This window comes from Variovorax sp. AB1(2024) (assembly GCF_037482385.2).
In the GTDB taxonomy this organism is placed as follows: Bacteria; Pseudomonadota; Gammaproteobacteria; order Burkholderiales; family Burkholderiaceae_C; genus Variovorax.
In genome coordinates, this window is sequence record NZ_JBBHKP020000001.1 from 2,487,316 (window position 1) to 2,503,174 (window position 15,859).

At 68.2% G+C, this 15,859-nt stretch carries 12 protein-coding genes; 11 read left to right on the forward strand and 1 reads right to left on the reverse strand.

From position 1 onward, the window contains the following. Position 1 precedes the first annotated feature (1 nt). The 5 genes from tam to WIX39_RS11610 all read left to right on the forward strand — a co-directional run bounded on the left by tam (position 2) and on the right by WIX39_RS11610 (position 7,616). Entirely contained in the window at positions 2 to 793 is a 792-nt protein-coding gene (gene tam / locus WIX39_RS11590) for a trans-aconitate 2-methyltransferase (RefSeq protein WP_409195058.1), read from the forward strand. Continuing rightward, complete coding sequence (locus tag WIX39_RS11595; RefSeq protein WP_409195059.1) at positions 790 to 1,788, forward strand: HpcH/HpaI aldolase/citrate lyase family protein; 999 nt, start codon at positions 790 to 792, stop codon at positions 1,786 to 1,788. Before tam ends, WIX39_RS11595 begins: the two co-directional genes overlap by 4 nt. A gap of 34 nt (positions 1,789 to 1,822) precedes the next feature. Continuing rightward, the gene (locus WIX39_RS11600; RefSeq protein WP_106935283.1) at positions 1,823 to 2,395 is read left to right on the forward strand and encodes a hypothetical protein; all 573 of its coding nucleotides are present in this window, start codon (positions 1,823 to 1,825) and stop codon (positions 2,393 to 2,395) included. 80 nt (positions 2,396 to 2,475) lie between these two features. Beyond that, entirely contained in the window at positions 2,476 to 5,061 is a 2,586-nt protein-coding gene (locus WIX39_RS11605; protein WP_081270653.1) for a bifunctional aconitate hydratase 2/2-methylisocitrate dehydratase, read from the forward strand. 278 nt (positions 5,062 to 5,339) lie between these two features. Continuing rightward, entirely contained in the window at positions 5,340 to 7,616 is a 2,277-nt protein-coding gene (locus WIX39_RS11610) for an acyl-CoA dehydrogenase (protein ID WP_081270652.1), read from the forward strand. On the opposite strand, the gene WIX39_RS11615 is transcribed toward WIX39_RS11610, so the two are convergent. Next, a complete protein-coding gene (locus tag WIX39_RS11615) occupies positions 7,504 to 8,367 on the reverse strand; it encodes a helix-turn-helix domain-containing protein (RefSeq protein WP_081270651.1) in 864 nt (287 codons plus the stop codon). The two genes, WIX39_RS11610 and WIX39_RS11615, sit on opposite strands and share 113 nt — an antisense overlap. Before the next feature lie 120 nt (positions 8,368 to 8,487). Here WIX39_RS11615 and WIX39_RS11620 point away from each other — a divergent pair, with 120 nt between their 5' ends. The 6 genes from WIX39_RS11620 to efeB all read left to right on the forward strand — a co-directional run bounded on the left by WIX39_RS11620 (position 8,488) and on the right by efeB (position 15,846). Further along, complete coding sequence (locus WIX39_RS11620) at positions 8,488 to 8,901, forward strand: hypothetical protein (RefSeq protein ID WP_409195060.1); 414 nt, start codon at positions 8,488 to 8,490, stop codon at positions 8,899 to 8,901. A gap of 114 nt (positions 8,902 to 9,015) precedes the next feature. Beyond that, the gene (locus WIX39_RS11625; protein ID WP_409195061.1) at positions 9,016 to 11,883 is read left to right on the forward strand and encodes an aconitate hydratase; all 2,868 of its coding nucleotides are present in this window, start codon (positions 9,016 to 9,018) and stop codon (positions 11,881 to 11,883) included. Positions 11,884 to 11,887: 4 nt separating this feature from the next. Further along, on the forward strand, positions 11,888 to 12,352 hold the full coding sequence (locus WIX39_RS11630; RefSeq protein WP_409195062.1) for a metallophosphoesterase family protein: 465 nt from the start codon (positions 11,888 to 11,890) through the stop codon (positions 12,350 to 12,352). Between the two features lie 113 nt (positions 12,353 to 12,465). Beyond that, positions 12,466 to 13,302: an iron uptake transporter permease EfeU gene (gene efeU / locus WIX39_RS11635; protein WP_081270647.1), complete on the forward strand. Its 837-nt coding sequence runs from the start codon at positions 12,466 to 12,468 to the stop codon at positions 13,300 to 13,302. A gap of 8 nt (positions 13,303 to 13,310) precedes the next feature. Continuing rightward, positions 13,311 to 14,501, forward strand: a complete 1,191-nt coding sequence (efeO, locus tag WIX39_RS11640; RefSeq protein ID WP_409195063.1) for an iron uptake system protein EfeO — start codon at positions 13,311 to 13,313, stop codon at positions 14,499 to 14,501. A gap of 19 nt (positions 14,502 to 14,520) precedes the next feature. Next, complete coding sequence (efeB, locus tag WIX39_RS11645) at positions 14,521 to 15,846, forward strand: iron uptake transporter deferrochelatase/peroxidase subunit (protein WP_409195064.1); 1,326 nt, start codon at positions 14,521 to 14,523, stop codon at positions 15,844 to 15,846. Positions 15,847 to 15,859 lie beyond the last annotated feature (13 nt).

A 15,859-nucleotide genomic window follows, 5' to 3' on the forward strand; every position in this document is an offset into this window, starting at 1 on the left:
CATGCTCGACTGGAACCCCGCGCTCTACCGTCGCTACGAGGACGAGCGCACCCGCCCCGCACAGGAACTCCTGGCGCGGGTGCCGCTGACCGAGGCGGCCCGCGTGGTCGACCTCGGCTGCGGCCCGGGCAATTTCACCGAGCTGCTGGTTCACCGGTTCCCGAAGGCGCAAGTCACCGGGACCGACAACTCCGAAGCCATGCTGGCCAGCGCGCGCGAGCGCCTGCCGCAGGCGCGCTTCGAGTTGAGCGACATCGCGACCTGGGCGCCGCGTTCTCCGGAAGAAGCGCCCGACCTCATCTATGCCAACGCGTCCCTGCAGTGGGTGCCCGATCACGAAAAGCTGATCCCGCGCCTGTTCGACGCGCTGGCCCCGGGCGGCGTGCTCGCCGTCCAGATGCCCGACAACCGCCAGGAGCCCACGCACCGGCTGATGCGCGCCGTGGCCGCCGAAGCGCCGTGGGCCGAGCCCATCGGCGACGCCGACAGGCTGCGCACCCGGCTGCTCGACCTGGCCGGCTACTACGACCTGCTGGCGCCGCGCGCCGTGCACGTCGATGTCTGGCACACCATTTACCAGCACCGCATGGCCGACGCCGCATCCATCGTCGAATGGGTGCGCGGCACGGGGCTGAAGCCTTTCGTCGATCGCCTCGAGCCGGCGCTGCAGGCCAGCTACCTGGCCGAATACGAACGACGCGTGAACGAGGCCTACCCGCCAAGGACCGACGGAAAGCGGCTGCTCGCGTTCCCGCGCATGTTCTTCGTCGCGCAGAAGGGCGGCAACGCATGACCAACGCCGTACACCCCGCCCAGGTGCTGCTCGGCGCGCAGGCCGGCGCCGTGACGCTGCCCGTGTGCGACCACTACAGCGGCGTCGAAGCGCGCATGAAGAAGAGCCTCGCGCTCCAGGCCGAGATGGCCGAGGAGTTCGGCGCCTGCGTGTTCGACGTCACCCTCGACTGCGAGGACGGCGCCCCCGTGGGTGGCGAGGCCGAGCACGCCGCGCTCGTCGCCGAGCTCGCGCTGGCCGCCAGGCCCGGCATGCGTGTCGGCGTGCGCGTGCACCCGGTCGATCATCCGGCGTTTGCCGGCGACGTGGTCACCATCGCCGGGCGCGCCGGACACCGCCTGAGCCACCTGATGGTGCCCAAGGTCGAATCGGTGGCCGATGTGTTGCAGGCTGTGTCCGCGCTCGAGGCGGCCGACGCCGGCGCGCTGCCGCTGCATGTGCTGATCGAGTCGCCGCTGGCCGTGCACAACGCCTTCGAGATCGCCGCGCATCCGCGCGTGCAGTCGCTGAGCTTCGGCCTGATGGACTTCGTCTCGGCCCACGCCGGCGCCATTCCCGCCGACGGCATGGGCGCGGCGGGGCAGTTCAGCCATCCGCTGGTGGTGCGTGCCAAGCTGGCCATCGCTTCGGCCGCGCACGCCTACGGCAAGGTGCCGTCGCACTGCGTGGTCACCGAGTTCAACAACACCGACGCCATGCGCACGGCAGCCCGCAAGGCGGCCACCGAATTCGGCTACACGCGCATGTGGAGCATCCACCCGAACCAGATCCGGCCGATCCTCGAAGCCTTCGCGCCCGACGAGGCGCAGATTCAAATTGCCACAAAAATCCTTGTAAAGGCGGCAGCCGCGGATTGGGCGCCGACACAAATTGATGGCACATTGCACGACCGCGCGAGCTACCGCCATTTCTGGCAGGTTCTGACACGTGCCCACGCAACAGGGCGCGCGTTGCCCCCCGAGGCGAAAGCCTGGTTTGCGCTCGCGGCCTCCTGAAACCACCCGAACCCAGCCTCAAGGAAACCCACACATGAAGAAAATTGCCCTGATTGCAGCTGTCGCACTGGCTCTGCCCCTGGCCGCAATGGCCCAGGACGCTGCCAAGCCGGCCGCAAAGCCCGCCGCCAAGGCAGCTTCCTCCAGCACGGCGAAGGCCCCTGCCAAGAAGCACCAGGTCACCCGCAAGGCCGCCAAGGCCGTCGAGGAAGTCACGCCCATCAACACCGACACCGACGTGACGCTCTCCGAGGCCGACCTGGCCGTGGCGCAGCGCGTGTCCATCGGCAAGGCCCAGTGCGAACTCGGCGCCGACGTGACCGTCACGCCCGACGACAAGAAGCCCGGCTTCTTCACCGTCAGCACCAAGGGCGCGAAGTACCGCATGCACCCGGTCGAAAGCCGTACCGGCGCCATCCGCCTCGAAGACCCGCGTGCCGGCGCCATGTGGCTCCAGCTCGGCAACAAGTCGATGCTGATGAACCAGAAGGCCGGCCTGCGCCTTGCCGACGAATGCCAGACCGAAGCCCAGGTCGCCTTCGCCGCAGAAATGAAGAAGAACCCACCCAAGGCGCTGTTCGACGGCGCCGACGGCGAGAAGAAGTAAGCGTACCGAGCGCGGGGTGCGGTGCGGCTCTTGCTTGACCGCACCGCATTCCCGCAAGACCAGTTTCCGGAGAAAAGAAGATGTTGCAAGCCTACGTTGACCATGTTGCCGAACGCGCCGCGCTCGGTATCCCGCCGCTGCCCCTGAGCGCGAAGCAGACCTCTGAAGCGATCGAGCTCCTCAAGAGCGCGAACGCCAAGGACGGCGCCTTCCTGCTGGACCTGCTCACCTATCGCGTGCCCGCCGGCGTCGACGACGCGGCCAAGGTCAAGGCGAGCTACCTCGCGGCCGTGGCGCACGGCACCGAGAAGAGCGAGTTCATTTCGCGCGCCCGCGCGACCGAACTGCTCGGCACCATGCTCGGCGGCTACAACATCAGCCCCATGATCGACCTGCTCGACGACGCCGAAGTGGGCGCCGTGGCGGCAGAGGGCCTGAAGAAGACCCTGCTGATGTTCGACCAGTTCCACGACGTCAAGGAAAAGGCCGACAAGGGCAACGCCAACGCCAAGGGCGTGCTGCAGAGCTGGGCCGATGCCGAGTGGTTCACCAGCCGCCCCGAAGTGCCCGAGAGCATCACCGTCAGCATCTTCAAGGTGGCTGGCGAAATCAACACCGACGACCTGTCGCCCGCACCCGATGCGACGACCCGTCCCGACATCCCGATGCACGCCCTGGCGATGCACAAGAACGCGCGCCCCGGCATCGTGCCCGAGGAAGACGGCAAGCGCGGCCCGGTGAAGTTCATCGAAGACCTGCGCGCGCGCGGCCACCTCGTGGCCTACGCCGGCGACGTGGTCGGCACGGGTTCGTCGCGCAAGAGCGCCACCAACTCGGTGCTGTGGTTCACCGGCGAAGACATTCCCTACGTGCCCAACAAGCGCTTCGGCGGCGTCTGCCTCGGCGGCAAGATCGCTCCCATCTTCTACAACACGATGGAAGACTCGGGCGCGCTGCCGATCGAACTCGACGTCACGCAGATGAACATGGGCGACGTGGTCGAGCTGCGCCCCTATGAAGGCAAGGCGCTGAAGGACGGCAAGGTCATCGCCGAATTCCAGGTCAAGAGCGACGTGCTGTTCGACGAAGTGCGCGCCGGCGGCCGCATTCCGCTGATCATCGGCCGCGGCCTGACGGCCAAGGCGCGCGAAGCGCTGGGCCTGCCCGTTTCCACGCTGTTCCGCCTGCCGCAAAGCCCTGTGGACACCAAGAAGGGCTTCTCGCTCGCTCAGAAGATGGTCGGCCGCGCCTGCGGCCTGCCCGAAGGCCAGGGCGTTCGCCCGGGCACGTACTGCGAACCCAAGATGACCTCGGTCGGCTCGCAGGACACCACCGGCCCGATGACGCGCGACGAACTGAAGGACCTGGCCTGCCTGGGCTTCTCGGCCGACCTCGTCATGCAGTCGTTCTGCCACACGGCGGCGTACCCCAAGAAGGTCGACGTCAAGATGCACCACGAACTCCCCGAGTTCATGGCCAACCGCGGCGGCGTGTCGCTGCGTCCGGGCGACGGCGTGATCCACAGCTGGCTCAACCGCCTGCTGACGCCCGACACCGTGGGCACGGGCGGCGACAGCCACACCCGCTTCCCCATCGGCATCAGCTTCCCCGCGGGCTCCGGCCTCGTGGCCTTCGCGGCCGCCACCGGCGTGATGCCGCTGGACATGCCCGAATCGGTGCTCGTGCGCTTCAAGGGCAAGATGCAGCCCGGCGTCACGCTGCGCGACCTGGTCAACGCGATTCCGCTGTACGCCATCAAGTCCGGCCTGCTGACGGTCGAGAAGAAGGGCAAGAAGAACATCTTCTCGGGCCGCATCCTCGAGATCGAAGGCCTGCCCGACCTGAAGGTGGAACAGGCATTCGAGCTGAGCGACGCCTCGGCCGAACGCTCGGCCGCCGGCTGCACGGTGCACCTGAACAAGGAACCGATCATCGAGTACATCAACAGCAACATCACGCTGATGAAGTGGATGATTGCCGAAGGCTACGCCGACGCCCGCACGCTGCAGCGCCGCATCGCCGCGCAGGAAGCCTGGCTCGCGAACCCGCAACTGCTCAAGGGCGACGACGACGCCGACTACGCCGCCGTCATCGAGATCGACCTGGCCGAGATCCACGAGCCCATCGTGGCCTGCCCGAACGACCCTGACGACGTGAAGACGCTGAGCGACGTGGCCGGCGCCGCGATCGACGAAGTGTTCATCGGTTCGTGCATGACCAACATCGGCCACTTCCGCGCCGCGTCGAAGCTGCTCGAAGGCAAGCGCGACATCCCGGTCAAGCTGTGGATCGCCCCGCCGACCAAGATGGACGCGCAGCAGCTCACCGAAGAAGGCCACTACGGCGTGTTCGGCAATGCCGGTGCCCGCACCGAAATGCCCGGCTGCTCGCTGTGCATGGGCAACCAGGCACAGGTGCGCGAAGGCGCGACGGTCATGTCGACCAGCACGCGCAACTTCCCGAACCGCCTGGGCAAGAACACCAACGTGTACCTCGGCTCGGCCGAACTGGCCGCCATCTGCTCGCGCCTGGGCCGCATCCCGACGCGCGAGGAATACATGGCTGCTTCGGGCGTGCTCGACGCCTCCAGCGCGCAGATCTACCAGTACCTGAACTTCGACAAGATCGAAGACTACAAGGGCGTGGCGGACTCGGTCACGGCCTGATCTCCGCGGCTCGGCCCGCGCCATTGAAGAAGCCCCGCCAGCCGGGGCTTTTTCTTGCGCGCTCCATTCATGGGCGCATCGGCGGAAAGCGGAAGTAATCGCGGTGCAGGGCAGCCGCGGCCATGACGTGCTGCTCGATGGGACCGATGTTCTCGCTGATCGGCCCAGGCGCGTCCGTATCCGACAGACGGCTTCGCACTTGGCCGGCTCGCGCGGCCCGTTACAAGCCTCAAGAATCGTGTCAATCCGCGCGCGTTCGTCGCGGAAGGAGACGCACCATGCCGCTGGCGACACTGATCGGCCGATGGGCCATGAAGCCATTCTCGAAGGCGCTGCCGCCGCTCGGAAACACCGAGCGGGCCGCGCTGGAGGCCGGCACCGTCGGCTTCGAGGGCCAGTTGTTCGCGGGGCGGCCCGATTTCGACGCGCTCTCGGCCATGGGGCCGAACCGGCTCACCGAACGCGAACAGGCCTTTCTGGACAACGAGGTGCGCACGCTGTGCCACATGCTGGACGACCACGCCATCGACCAGGCGCGCGACCTGCCGCCCGAGGTGTGGCGCTTCCTTCGAGAGAAGCGCTTCTTCGGGATGATCATTCCCGAGGAGTTCGGCGGCCTCGGCTTCAGCCACTTCGCGCACGCCACCGTGGTGACGCGCATTGCCACCGTCAACACCGCCACGGCCGTCACGGTCATGGTGCCCAACTCGCTGGGCCCGGCCGAACTGCTGCTGCGCTACGGCACCGATGCGCAGAAGGACCACTACCTGCCGCGCCTCGCGGATGGCCGCGAGCTGCCGTGCTTCGGCCTGACCTCGCCCTACGCGGGGTCTGACGCGGCGTCGATTCCCGATCGCGGGGTGGTGGTCGAGCGCGAGTTCGAAGGCCGCATGACGCGCGGCTTCCTGGTCGATTTCGACAAGCGCTACATCACGCTCGCGCCGGTGGCCACCGTGGTCGGCCTGGCCTTCCATGCCGTGGACGAGAGCCGGCCCGAGGGCCAGCGCGACCTGGGCATCACCTGCGCGCTGATTCCCGTGCCGCACGAGGGCATGGAGATCGGCCGGCGCCATCGCCCCATGGACAGCGCCTTCATGAACGGCCCCATTCACGGCCGGCAGGTGTTCGTGCCGATGGACTGGATCATCGGCGGCGAGAAGCAGGTCGGGCAGGGCTGGCGCATGCTGATGGAGTGCCTGGCCGCGGGCCGCGCCATCTCTCTGCCCGCGCTGGGCTCGGCGATGCAGCAGACCGCGCTCTACGTGAGCGACGGCTACGGCCAGATCCGCGAGCAGTTCGGCATGCCGGTCGGCAAGTTCCATGCGGTGGCGGGGCTGGTGGCGCAGATGTCCGCCGAGCTCTATGCGACCGACGCGGCACGCCGCTACACCGCGGCGGCGCTCGACAAGGGCGAGCGGCCCAGCGTGGCCAGCGCCATTCTCAAGGTGCAGCTGACCGAGGCGGGGCGGCGCGCTGTGAACCACGGCATGGACATCCTCGGCGGCAAGGGCATCATCTCGGGCCCTTCGAACCTGCTCGGCGTGGCTTACCGGCAGGCGCCGATCGCGATCACGGTGGAGGGCGCGAACATCCTCACGCGCGCGCTCATCGTGTTCGGGCAGGGCGCGGTGCGCTGCCACCCGCACGTGCTCGACGAAATGGCCGCCGTGCAGGCGGGCGACGAAACCGCGCTGGGCAAGGCGCTGATGGCGCACGGCAGGCACGTGGCCGTCAACCTGTGGCACAGCCTGTTCGGCGCGCCGGTGCTGGGCCAGCCGCCCGAAGACCTGCTGCCGGAGGCACGGCTGGTCGCGCGCATGAGCGCCAAGTACGCGCTCACCGCCGACCTTGCGATGGGCATGCTCGGCGGCAAGCTCAAGCGCATGGAGCTGCTGTCGGCAAGGCTCGGCGACGTGCTCGCGCACCTGTACCTGGCCAGCGCGTGCATCTGGCGCTACCGCGTCGACGGGGCGCCCGAGCTGCTGCCGTTCGCGCAGGCCGCAATCCGGCTGCAGCTCGACGAGGCCGGCAAGATATTGCGCGACCTGTACGCCAACCTGCCGACCGCCGGGCGGCGCGTGATCGGCGCGCTGGTGCTGCGCCGCACTTCGCACCTGGCGCCTCTGCGCGACGTGCAACTGATCGCACTGGCCGACCTGCTGCGCAAGAACCCGCGCATCATCGAGCGCCTGGCGCCCGACCTCAGCGAGCCCGCGCCCGGCGGCCTGCGCGACCTGATGCATGCGATGGAGCTTTCGGTGCAGCTCGGCGACACCACCGCCGCGCTCAACAAGGTGCTGCGCCGCACGAATTCGCTGGAAGAGGCGGCCAGCTCGGCGCCGGATCCCGAACTGGCTCTGGCCTACCTGAAGGCCGCCGACAAGGTCATCCAGGTGGACGACTTCGAAGGCCCGCCGCGCGGCGCGGACGGCAGGGCCGATCTCAATCCGCCTGCGGCGTGGACTGCGCCAGCTGCGCCGCCAATGCAACCAGCGCCGCAGCCGTCTGCTCATCGGCCGGAAAGAACGACTCCACCGCGAGTTCCTGCAATGTGACGTCGACCGGCGTGCCGAAGATCGTGATGGTGCTGATGAAGCTCAGCACGCCGCTCGGCATGACGACCTGGAAGGGCACCGCCACCGCCGACAGCGCGGTGTCGAGCGCCGGGGCGTCGTGGCTCACGGCGGGCGGGGGATAGGCCGCGAGTTCGTCGTGCAGCGACTGCAGCACCGCGTCGCCGGTGGCCGCGATCTGCTGCTGGAGCCGCTCGAGCAGATGGGTGCGCCACTGCGCGAGGTTGGCGATGCGCGGTGCCACGCCGTCGGGGTGCAGGCTCAGCCGCAGCACGTTGATGGGCGGCTTCAGCAGTTCGGGCGCGGCGCCTTCCATCAGCAGCGGCACCAGCGCGTTGTGCGCGACCAGGTTCCAGTGGCGGTCCACGGCCAGCGCGGGAAAGGGCTCGTGTCCCTTCAGCACCAAATCGATGGCGCGGCGCGCGGAGGCCATGGCAGGGTCGTCGAGGGAGCGCTGCCGGTACATCGGCGCGAAGCCCGCCGCCACCAGCAGCGCATTGCGCTCGCGCAGCGGCACCTCCAGCCGTTCGGCCAGCCGCAGCACCATTTCTCGGCTGGGGGCTGCGCGGCCGGTTTCCACGTAGCTCAGATGGCGGGTCGAGACTTCGGCTTCCTGGGCCAGGTCGAGCTGGCTCAGGCGGCGGTGGGTGCGCCAGTGCCGCAGATGGACGCCGAACGGATCGCGCGCGCCGGGGCGGTCGGCCTTGGACGAATGGGAGCGGATGGTGTTCATGGAGCCGCATTCTGGCGCGGCCGTGGTGCGGCGCCATGACCTCGGAGGTCATCGACGCGGTGCGCCGCCGCCGGAATCATTGGCGCCGTACCACCCCGGTACTACACCAAGGAGAACCGCATGTCCGTCTTCGCATCCCCCCGTTTCCTGCCCAACGTGATGTGGGCCGATGCCGCCTCGTGCGCCGCGACCGGCGCGCTGCAGGTGGCCTTCACCGACGCGCTGGCGCGGCTGACCGGCCTGCCGGCGCCGCTGCTCATGGGCACGGGCGTCTTCCTGCTGGCCTATGCGGCAATGGCCGCCTTCATGGCCAGCCGCAGCACGCCGCCGCGCGGGCTGATCGGCCTTGTCGTCGTGGGCAATTTCGGCTGGGCCGCGGCCTGCATCGCGCTGCTGGTGAGCGGCATGTTCGCGGTCAGTGCGCTGGGCATGGCATGGGTGCTGGCGCAGGCGGCCTGCGTGGTCGTGCTGGCCGAACTGCAATGGACCGGCCTGCGCCGCACGCGCGGCGGTACGCGAATGGCCATGGCCTGAAATGCCGGCTGCCCATTCGGAAAAACGGGGGCGAGCCGAGTCCCCCGACTACAGCCACTGACATCGATCCCTGCTATCTTTGAGAGGCTTCCACGAACCAACAGGAGTCCCTCTATGGCCAAAGCACCGGCGCATGCCTTTGCGTCCACCCTCAAGACCTTCAAGACAGCATCCGGCAAGTCCGGCAAGTACTGGTCCCTGAAGGAGCTGGCCAAGCAATACCCGACCGTCGACCGCCTGCCGGTTTCCATTCGCATCGTGCTCGAATCGGTGCTGCGCAATTGCGACGGCCAGAAGGTGTCGGCCAAGCACGTCGAAGAGCTGGCCCACTGGGCGCCCAACGCCGAGCGCACCGACGAAATTCCCTTCGTCGTCACCCGCGTGGTGCTGCAGGACTTCACCGGCGTGCCGCTGCTGGCCGACCTGGCCGCCATGCGCAGCGTGGCCGCCAAGCTGGGCAAGTCGCCCAAGACCATCGAGCCGCTGGTGCCCGTCGACCTGGTGGTCGACCACTCGGTGATGGTCGACTACTACGGCACGCCCAAGGCGCTCGACCTGAACATGAAGCTGGAATTCCAGCGCAACAACGAGCGCTACCAGTTCATGAAGTGGGGCATGCAGGCCTTCGACACCTTCCGCGTGGTGCCGCCGGGCTTCGGCATCGTGCACCAGGTGAACCTGGAGTACTTTGCGCGCGGCGTCTACAAGAGCCCGTACGACGACGGCGACAAGCCCACCTACTACCCCGACTCGCTGGTGGGCACCGACAGCCACACCACCATGATCAACGGCATCGGCGTGGTCGGCTGGGGCGTGGGCGGCATCGAGGCCGAGGCGGCCATGCTGGGCCAGCCGGTCTACATGCTGACGCCCGACGTGGTGGGCTTCGAGCTCACCGGCAAGCTGCGCGAAGGCGTCACCGCCACCGACCTGGTGCTGTACGTCACCGCCATCCTGCGCGCCGAGAAGGTGGTGGGCAAGTTCGTCGAATTCTTCGGTCCCGGCGCCGCATCCATCGCCGTGCCCGACCGCGCGACCATCGGCAACATGGCGCCCGAATACGGCGCGACCATGGGCTTCTTCCCGGTCGACGAAATGACCGTGGCCTACTTCGAAGGCACCGGCCGCACCAAGGAAGAGGTCGAGCGCTTCGAGGCCTACTACAAGGCGCAGGGCCTGTTCGGCATGCCTGCCCCGGGCGACATCGACTACACCAAGGTGGTCCGCCTGGACCTCGGCACCGTGTCGCCCAGCCTGGCCGGCCCGAAGCGTCCCCAGGACCGCATCGACCTGGGCCACCTGTCCACCAAGTTCTCGGAGCTTTACAGCAAGCCCAACGACGCCAACGGCTTCAACCAGCCGGCGGACAAGCTCAAGGTGCGCTATCCGCTGGTGGCTGCCGGCAAGGGCAGCGATGACGAGGCGGCGTCGCCGCCCGCGGGCGCGCCGCTCGACGTGGTCGAGATGGTGGCCAACCGCTCCACCAAGGCCGCCGCGCACGTGAGCGTCACCGCCCCTTCGGCGCCCAAGGGCGAAGTGACCATCGGCAACGGCGACGTGCTGATCGCCGCCATCACCTCGTGCACCAACACGTCCAACCCGAGCGTGATGCTGGCTGCCGGCCTGCTGGCAAAGAAGGCGGTGGAAGCCGGCCTCACCGTCAAGCCGCACATCAAGACCTCGCTGGCACCCGGCTCGCGCATCGTGACCGAATACCTCGAGAAGGCCGGCCTGCTGCCGTACCTGGAGAAGCTGGGCTTCTACCTCGCCGGCTACGGCTGCACCACCTGCATCGGCAACGCCGGCGACCTCACGCCCGAGATCAACGAAGCCATCACCAAGAACGACCTGATCGGCGCGGCCGTGCTGTCGGGCAACCGCAATTTCGAGGCGCGCATCCATCCGAACCTGAAGGCCAACTTCCTGGCCTCGCCGCCGCTGGTGGTGGCCTTCGCCATCGCCGGCAACGTCATGACCGACCTGATGACCCAGCCCGTGGGCAAGGGCAAGGGCGGCAAGGACGTGTACCTGGGCGACATCTGGCCCACGCCGAAGGAAATCGACGACAACCTGCGCCATGCCATGAACGCCAAGTCGTTCCGCGCGAACTACGACAAGGTGAAGTCCGATCCGGGCAAGTTCTGGACGAGCATCAAGGGCACCAACGGCCAGGTCTACGACTGGCCCAAGTCCACCTACATTGCCGAGCCGCCGTTCTTCGAGGGCTTCAAGATGAAGCCGCACGCGTCGGACGCGGGCTTCAAGGGCGCGCGCATCATGGCGCTGTTCGGCGACTCGATCACCACCGACCACATCTCGCCGGCCGGCTCGATCAAGGAAAGCTCGCCCGCGGGCATCTGGCTGAAGGCCAACGGCGTGGCCAAGGCCGACTTCAACAGCTACGGCTCGCGCCGCGGCAACCATGACGTGATGATGCGCGGCACTTTCGCCAACGTGCGCATCAAGAACCTGATGATTCCGCCGGACGCCAACGGCACGCAGGAAGAGGGCGGCGTCACGCGGTTCCAGCCCGGCAACGAGAAGATGTTCATCTACGACGCCGCCATGAAGTACATGGAGCAGGGCGTGCCCACCGTGGTGTTCGGCGGCGAAGAGTACGGCACCGGCTCGTCGCGCGACTGGGCCGCCAAGGGCACGCAGCTGCTGGGCATCAAGGCCGTGGTGGCGCGCAGCTTCGAGCGCATCCACCGCGCCAACCTGGTCGGCATGGGCGTGCTGCCGCTGCAGTTCCGCGGCGCCGATTCCTGGCAGACGCTGGGCCTCACGGGCGACGAGAAGATCGACGTGGTGATCGGCAGCGAACTCAAGCCGCAGATGGACGTGAAGCTGGTGGTGCACCGCCCCGACGGCACGCACCAGGAGGTGACGGTGCGCCTGCGCATCGACACGCCGATCGAGGTCGACTATTACAAGCACGGCGGCATCCTGCCGTTCGTGCTGCGGCAGCTGCTGTCGGCCTGATGCGGTGGTAACGCGGGTCGGGCTCATCTCCGACACCCATGGCCTGCTGCGTGCGCAGGCCGTCGCGGCCCTCCGGGGCTGCGACCACATCGTGCATGGCGGCGACATCGGCGATCCGGGCATCCTCGATGCGCTGCGCGAACTGGCACCGCTGACGGTGGTACGCGGCAACAACGACCGCGAAGCCTGGGCCGACGGCATCGCGGAAACCGAACTCGTCGAGTTCGGCGGCGTGCAGCTGTATGCGATCCACGATCTGTCGCAGCTCGGCATCGATCCGGCGGCGGCCGGCGTGCGCGTGGTCGTCTCGGGCCATTCGCACAAGCCGAAGATCGAGGAGCGCGGCGGCGTGCTGTACGTCAATCCGGGCAGCGCGGGGCCGCGCCGCTTCAAGCTGCCCATTGCCGTGGCTGAATTGCGGATCGACGGCGGTGCGGTCACCGCTCGCATCCACGAAATCGGCGCCTGACACATCGCTTTCATTACCATTCGGTAATCAAAGCCATCAAATGAGAATGGATCTTATTTGATGCGGTATGCTCGTTGGCTCCTGGGCTCTCCATGCCCTGAATCCAGAAGCCGATGCTCATTCCCTTTCTCATCATGCTGCGCGAAGGCATCGAAGCCGCGCTGATCGTCGGCATCGTTGCCAGCTACCTCAAGCAAAGCGGACGCGGCGCGCTGATGCCCGCGGTGTGGGTCGGCGTGCTTCTGGCCGCCGCGCTCTCGCTGTTCGCGGGCGCGGGCCTGCAATTGCTCGCGGCGGAGTTTCCGCAGAAGCAGCAGGAGCTGTTCGAAGGCGTGGTCGGGCTCATCGCGGTGGTCATGCTGACGTCGATGGTGTTCTGGATGCGCAAGGCGGCGCGCTCGATCAAGGGCGAGCTGCAGGCCTCCATCGACAGCGCGCTCGCCAAGGGCGCCGACGGCCAGGGCTGGGCGCTGATCGGCATGGTGTTTCTCGCGGTGGCGCGGGAAGGGCTGGAGTCGGTGTTCTTCCTGCTGGCCGTGTTCCAGCAGAGCAGCGGCTGGGAAGCGCCGGTGGGCGCGCTGGCCGGCATCGCGGTGTCGGTGGTCGTTGGCTGGGGTCTCTATTCGGGTGGCGTGCGGCTCGACTTGCGCCGCTTCTTCCGCTTCACCGGCCTGTTCATCCTGCTGGTGGCCGCGGGCCTGCTGGCCGGCGTCCTGCGCAAGCTGCATGAAGGCGGCGTGTGGAACCACCTGCAGACGGTGGTGTTCGACATGAGCGACAAGCTGCCGATGGACAGCCCCGTGGGCGCCGTGCTCTCGGGCCTGCTGGGCTACCAGGCCGCCCCCGTGGTGGGCGAGGTCATCGTCTACCTGGCCTTCCTGGCCGTCGCCCTTTTCTTCTTTTTGCGTCCGGCCCCCGCGCCGGCGCCACGCGCGGCCGCCGCCCGCTGAGACCCGCAATGTCTTCTTCCTCCTCCGACAACAAGCCCTCCACCTCGAAACTGATGCGCGCGGCGGTGGCCGGCTCGGCGCTGCTGGTGGTCGCCGGCCTCGCGGCCTTCTGGTATGCCTCGAACGAGGCCCGCAAGGCGCCGCCCAAGGCGGCCGACAACGCCGTCACCGTCACGATCCAGGGCAACGCCTGCGACCCCAACGAGATCACCGTGCCCGCGGGGCGCACCACCTTCACCATCGTCAACAAGTCGAACCGCGCGCTCGAGTGGGAAATTCTCGACGGCGTGATGGTGGTGGAAGAGCGCGAGAACATCGCGCCCGGCTTCTCGCAGACCATGACGGTCAAGCTGCAGCCGGGCGAGTTCGCCATCACCTGCGGCCTGCTCAGCAACCCACGCGGCAAGCTGCGCGTCACGCCTTCGGCCGCATCCGATGCCGAAGCGGCGCGGCCGTCGCTGGTCAACTACGTCGGTGCGCTGGCCGAATACCAGACCTTCCTGCGGCTGGAGGCGGGCTCGCTCGAAGACGCCGTGGGCGCGCTGTCCGACGCGGTCAAGGCCGGCGACCTGCAGCAGGCGAGGGCGCTCTACACGCCGGCGCACCAGGCCTACAAGCGCATCGAGCCGATGGCCGAGCTGTTCGCCGACCTCGACACCCGCATCAACGCACGCGCCGACTACTTCGAGAAGCGCGAGGCCGACCCCGGCTTCACCGGTTTCCATCGCATCGAGTACGCGCTGTACAGCCAGAACGACGTGAAGGGCCTCGCGCCCATGGTCGAGAAGCTCGCGGGCGACATCGGCACCCTCAAGGAGCGCCTGCGCGGCCTCAACATGCCGCCGGAGCGGCTCGCGGGCTCGGCCTCCAAGCTGCTGCGCCGCGTGGCCGACAACCTGCCGGCCGGCGGCGAAGACCACTACGGCCACGCCGAAGCCGCCAACCTGCAAGGCACCTACGAAGGCACGAAGAAGATTGCCGAGCTGCTGCAGCCGCTGCTAGTGAAGGCGGCGCCCGCGCTGCAGAAGAGCGTGGACGAGCGCTTCGCGGCCTTCGACGCCGCGCTGGCCCCGTACCGCGATGGCGAGGGCTTCAAGCCCGCGCCGCTGGACGAGGCGCAAAGAAAGGCACTGGCCGAACCCGTGCGCGCGCTGGCCGAGGAACTCGGCAAGGTCAACGCGGCGCTCGGCCTGGAATGACGTGAGAGCAGGCATCCCCATGGAAAAGTCGAAGTTCAACGAAGCCGTCCCGCCCGAGGGACGTCCCGAATCACCGCACCGCCGCCGCATGCTCGGCGCCGCCGGCGTCGCCTTCGCGGGCTTGGCCGCCTCGGCCCGTGCCGGCGCCGCGCCTTCCGGCCCGCCCAATTCGCCGGACAGCGGCGCGCAAGTGACCGACGCGCCGCAGAGCACCCACACGCAAGACCGCGTGCCCTTCCGCGGCAGGCACCAGGCGGGCATCGTCACGCCGCGCCCGACGGCCGGCATGATCGCTTCGTTCTACGTGCTGGCCGAGAACCGCGCCGACCTGGAGCGGCTGTTCCGCACGCTCACCGAGCGCATCGCCTTCCTCACGCAGGGCGGCCCGCAGACCGACCCCGACCCCAAGCTACCGCCCGCGGGCTCCGGCATCCTCGGGCCGGTGGTGCAGCCCGACGGGCTGACGGTGACGGTGTCGGTCGGCACTTCGCTGTTCGACGAGCGCTTCGGCCTCGAGAAGAAAAAGCCCCTGCGGCTGAACCAGATGCAGCGCCACCCGAATGACGCGCTCGACGCCGCGCTGTGCCACGGCGACCTGTCGATCCAGTTCTGCGCCAACACGCCCGACACCAACATCCACGCGCTGCGCGACATCATCAAGAACACGCCCGACCTGCTGGTGCTGCACTGGAAGCAGGAAGGCACCGTGCCGCCGATTCCGGCGGTGCCCGGCAAGCCGGCCGAGAGCGCGCGCAATTTCCTCGGCTTCAGGGACGGCTCCGCCAACCCCGACTCGGCCGACGACAAGCTCATGGACCGCATCGTGTGGGTGCAGCCCGGCGGCGACGAGCCCGCCTGGGCCGTGGGCGGCAGCTACCAGGCGGTGCGCATCATCCGCAACTTCGTGGAGCGCTGGGACCGCACGCCGCTGCAGGAGCAGGAGGCCATCATGGGCCGTCTGAAGCCCACCGGCGCGCCGATGGACGGCGGCAAGACCGAGCACGACGTGCCCGACTACACCAAGGACCCCGAAGGCAAGGCCACGCCGATGGACGCGCACATCCGCCTGGCGAACCCGCGCACCAAGGCCTCGGACAAGAACCTGATGCTGCGCCGGCCCTTCAATTATTCGAACGGCGTGACCAAGTCGGGCCAGCTCGAGATGGGGCTGCTGTTCATCTGCTACCAGGCCAACCTGGAGAACGGCTTCATCGCGGTGCAGAAGCGCCTGGACGGCGAGCCGCTCGAGGAATACATCAAGCCCATCGGCGGCGGCTTCTTCTTCACGCTGCCGGGCGTGCGGGACGAGCACGACTGGCTGGGGCGCAGCCTGATGGCCGCCTGAAGCGGCATCGGTG

Bases quoted from the DNA above. Each gene is read 5' to 3' on its own strand.
- WIX39_RS11600 (WP_106935283.1), top strand. From the start codon at position 1,823: ATGAAGAAAATTGCCCTGATTGCAGCTGTCGCACTGGCTCTGCCCCTG.
- WIX39_RS11610 (WP_081270652.1), top strand. From the start codon at position 5,340: ATGCCGCTGGCGACACTGATCGGCCGATGGGCCATGAAGCCATTCTCG.
- tam (WP_409195058.1), top strand. From the start codon at position 2: ATGCTCGACTGGAACCCCGCGCTCTACCGTCGCTACGAGGACGAGCGC.
- efeO (WP_409195063.1), top strand. From the start codon at position 13,311: ATGTCTTCTTCCTCCTCCGACAACAAGCCCTCCACCTCGAAACTGATG.
- WIX39_RS11595 (WP_409195059.1), top strand. From the start codon at position 790: ATGACCAACGCCGTACACCCCGCCCAGGTGCTGCTCGGCGCGCAGGCC.
- efeB (WP_409195064.1), top strand. From the start codon at position 14,521: ATGGAAAAGTCGAAGTTCAACGAAGCCGTCCCGCCCGAGGGACGTCCC.
- WIX39_RS11605 (WP_081270653.1), top strand. From the start codon at position 2,476: ATGTTGCAAGCCTACGTTGACCATGTTGCCGAACGCGCCGCGCTCGGT.
- WIX39_RS11620 (WP_409195060.1), top strand. From the start codon at position 8,488: ATGTCCGTCTTCGCATCCCCCCGTTTCCTGCCCAACGTGATGTGGGCC.
- WIX39_RS11615 (WP_081270651.1), bottom strand. From the start codon at position 8,367: ATGAACACCATCCGCTCCCATTCGTCCAAGGCCGACCGCCCCGGCGCG.
- WIX39_RS11625 (WP_409195061.1), top strand. From the start codon at position 9,016: ATGGCCAAAGCACCGGCGCATGCCTTTGCGTCCACCCTCAAGACCTTC.
- efeU (WP_081270647.1), top strand. From the start codon at position 12,466: ATGCTCATTCCCTTTCTCATCATGCTGCGCGAAGGCATCGAAGCCGCG.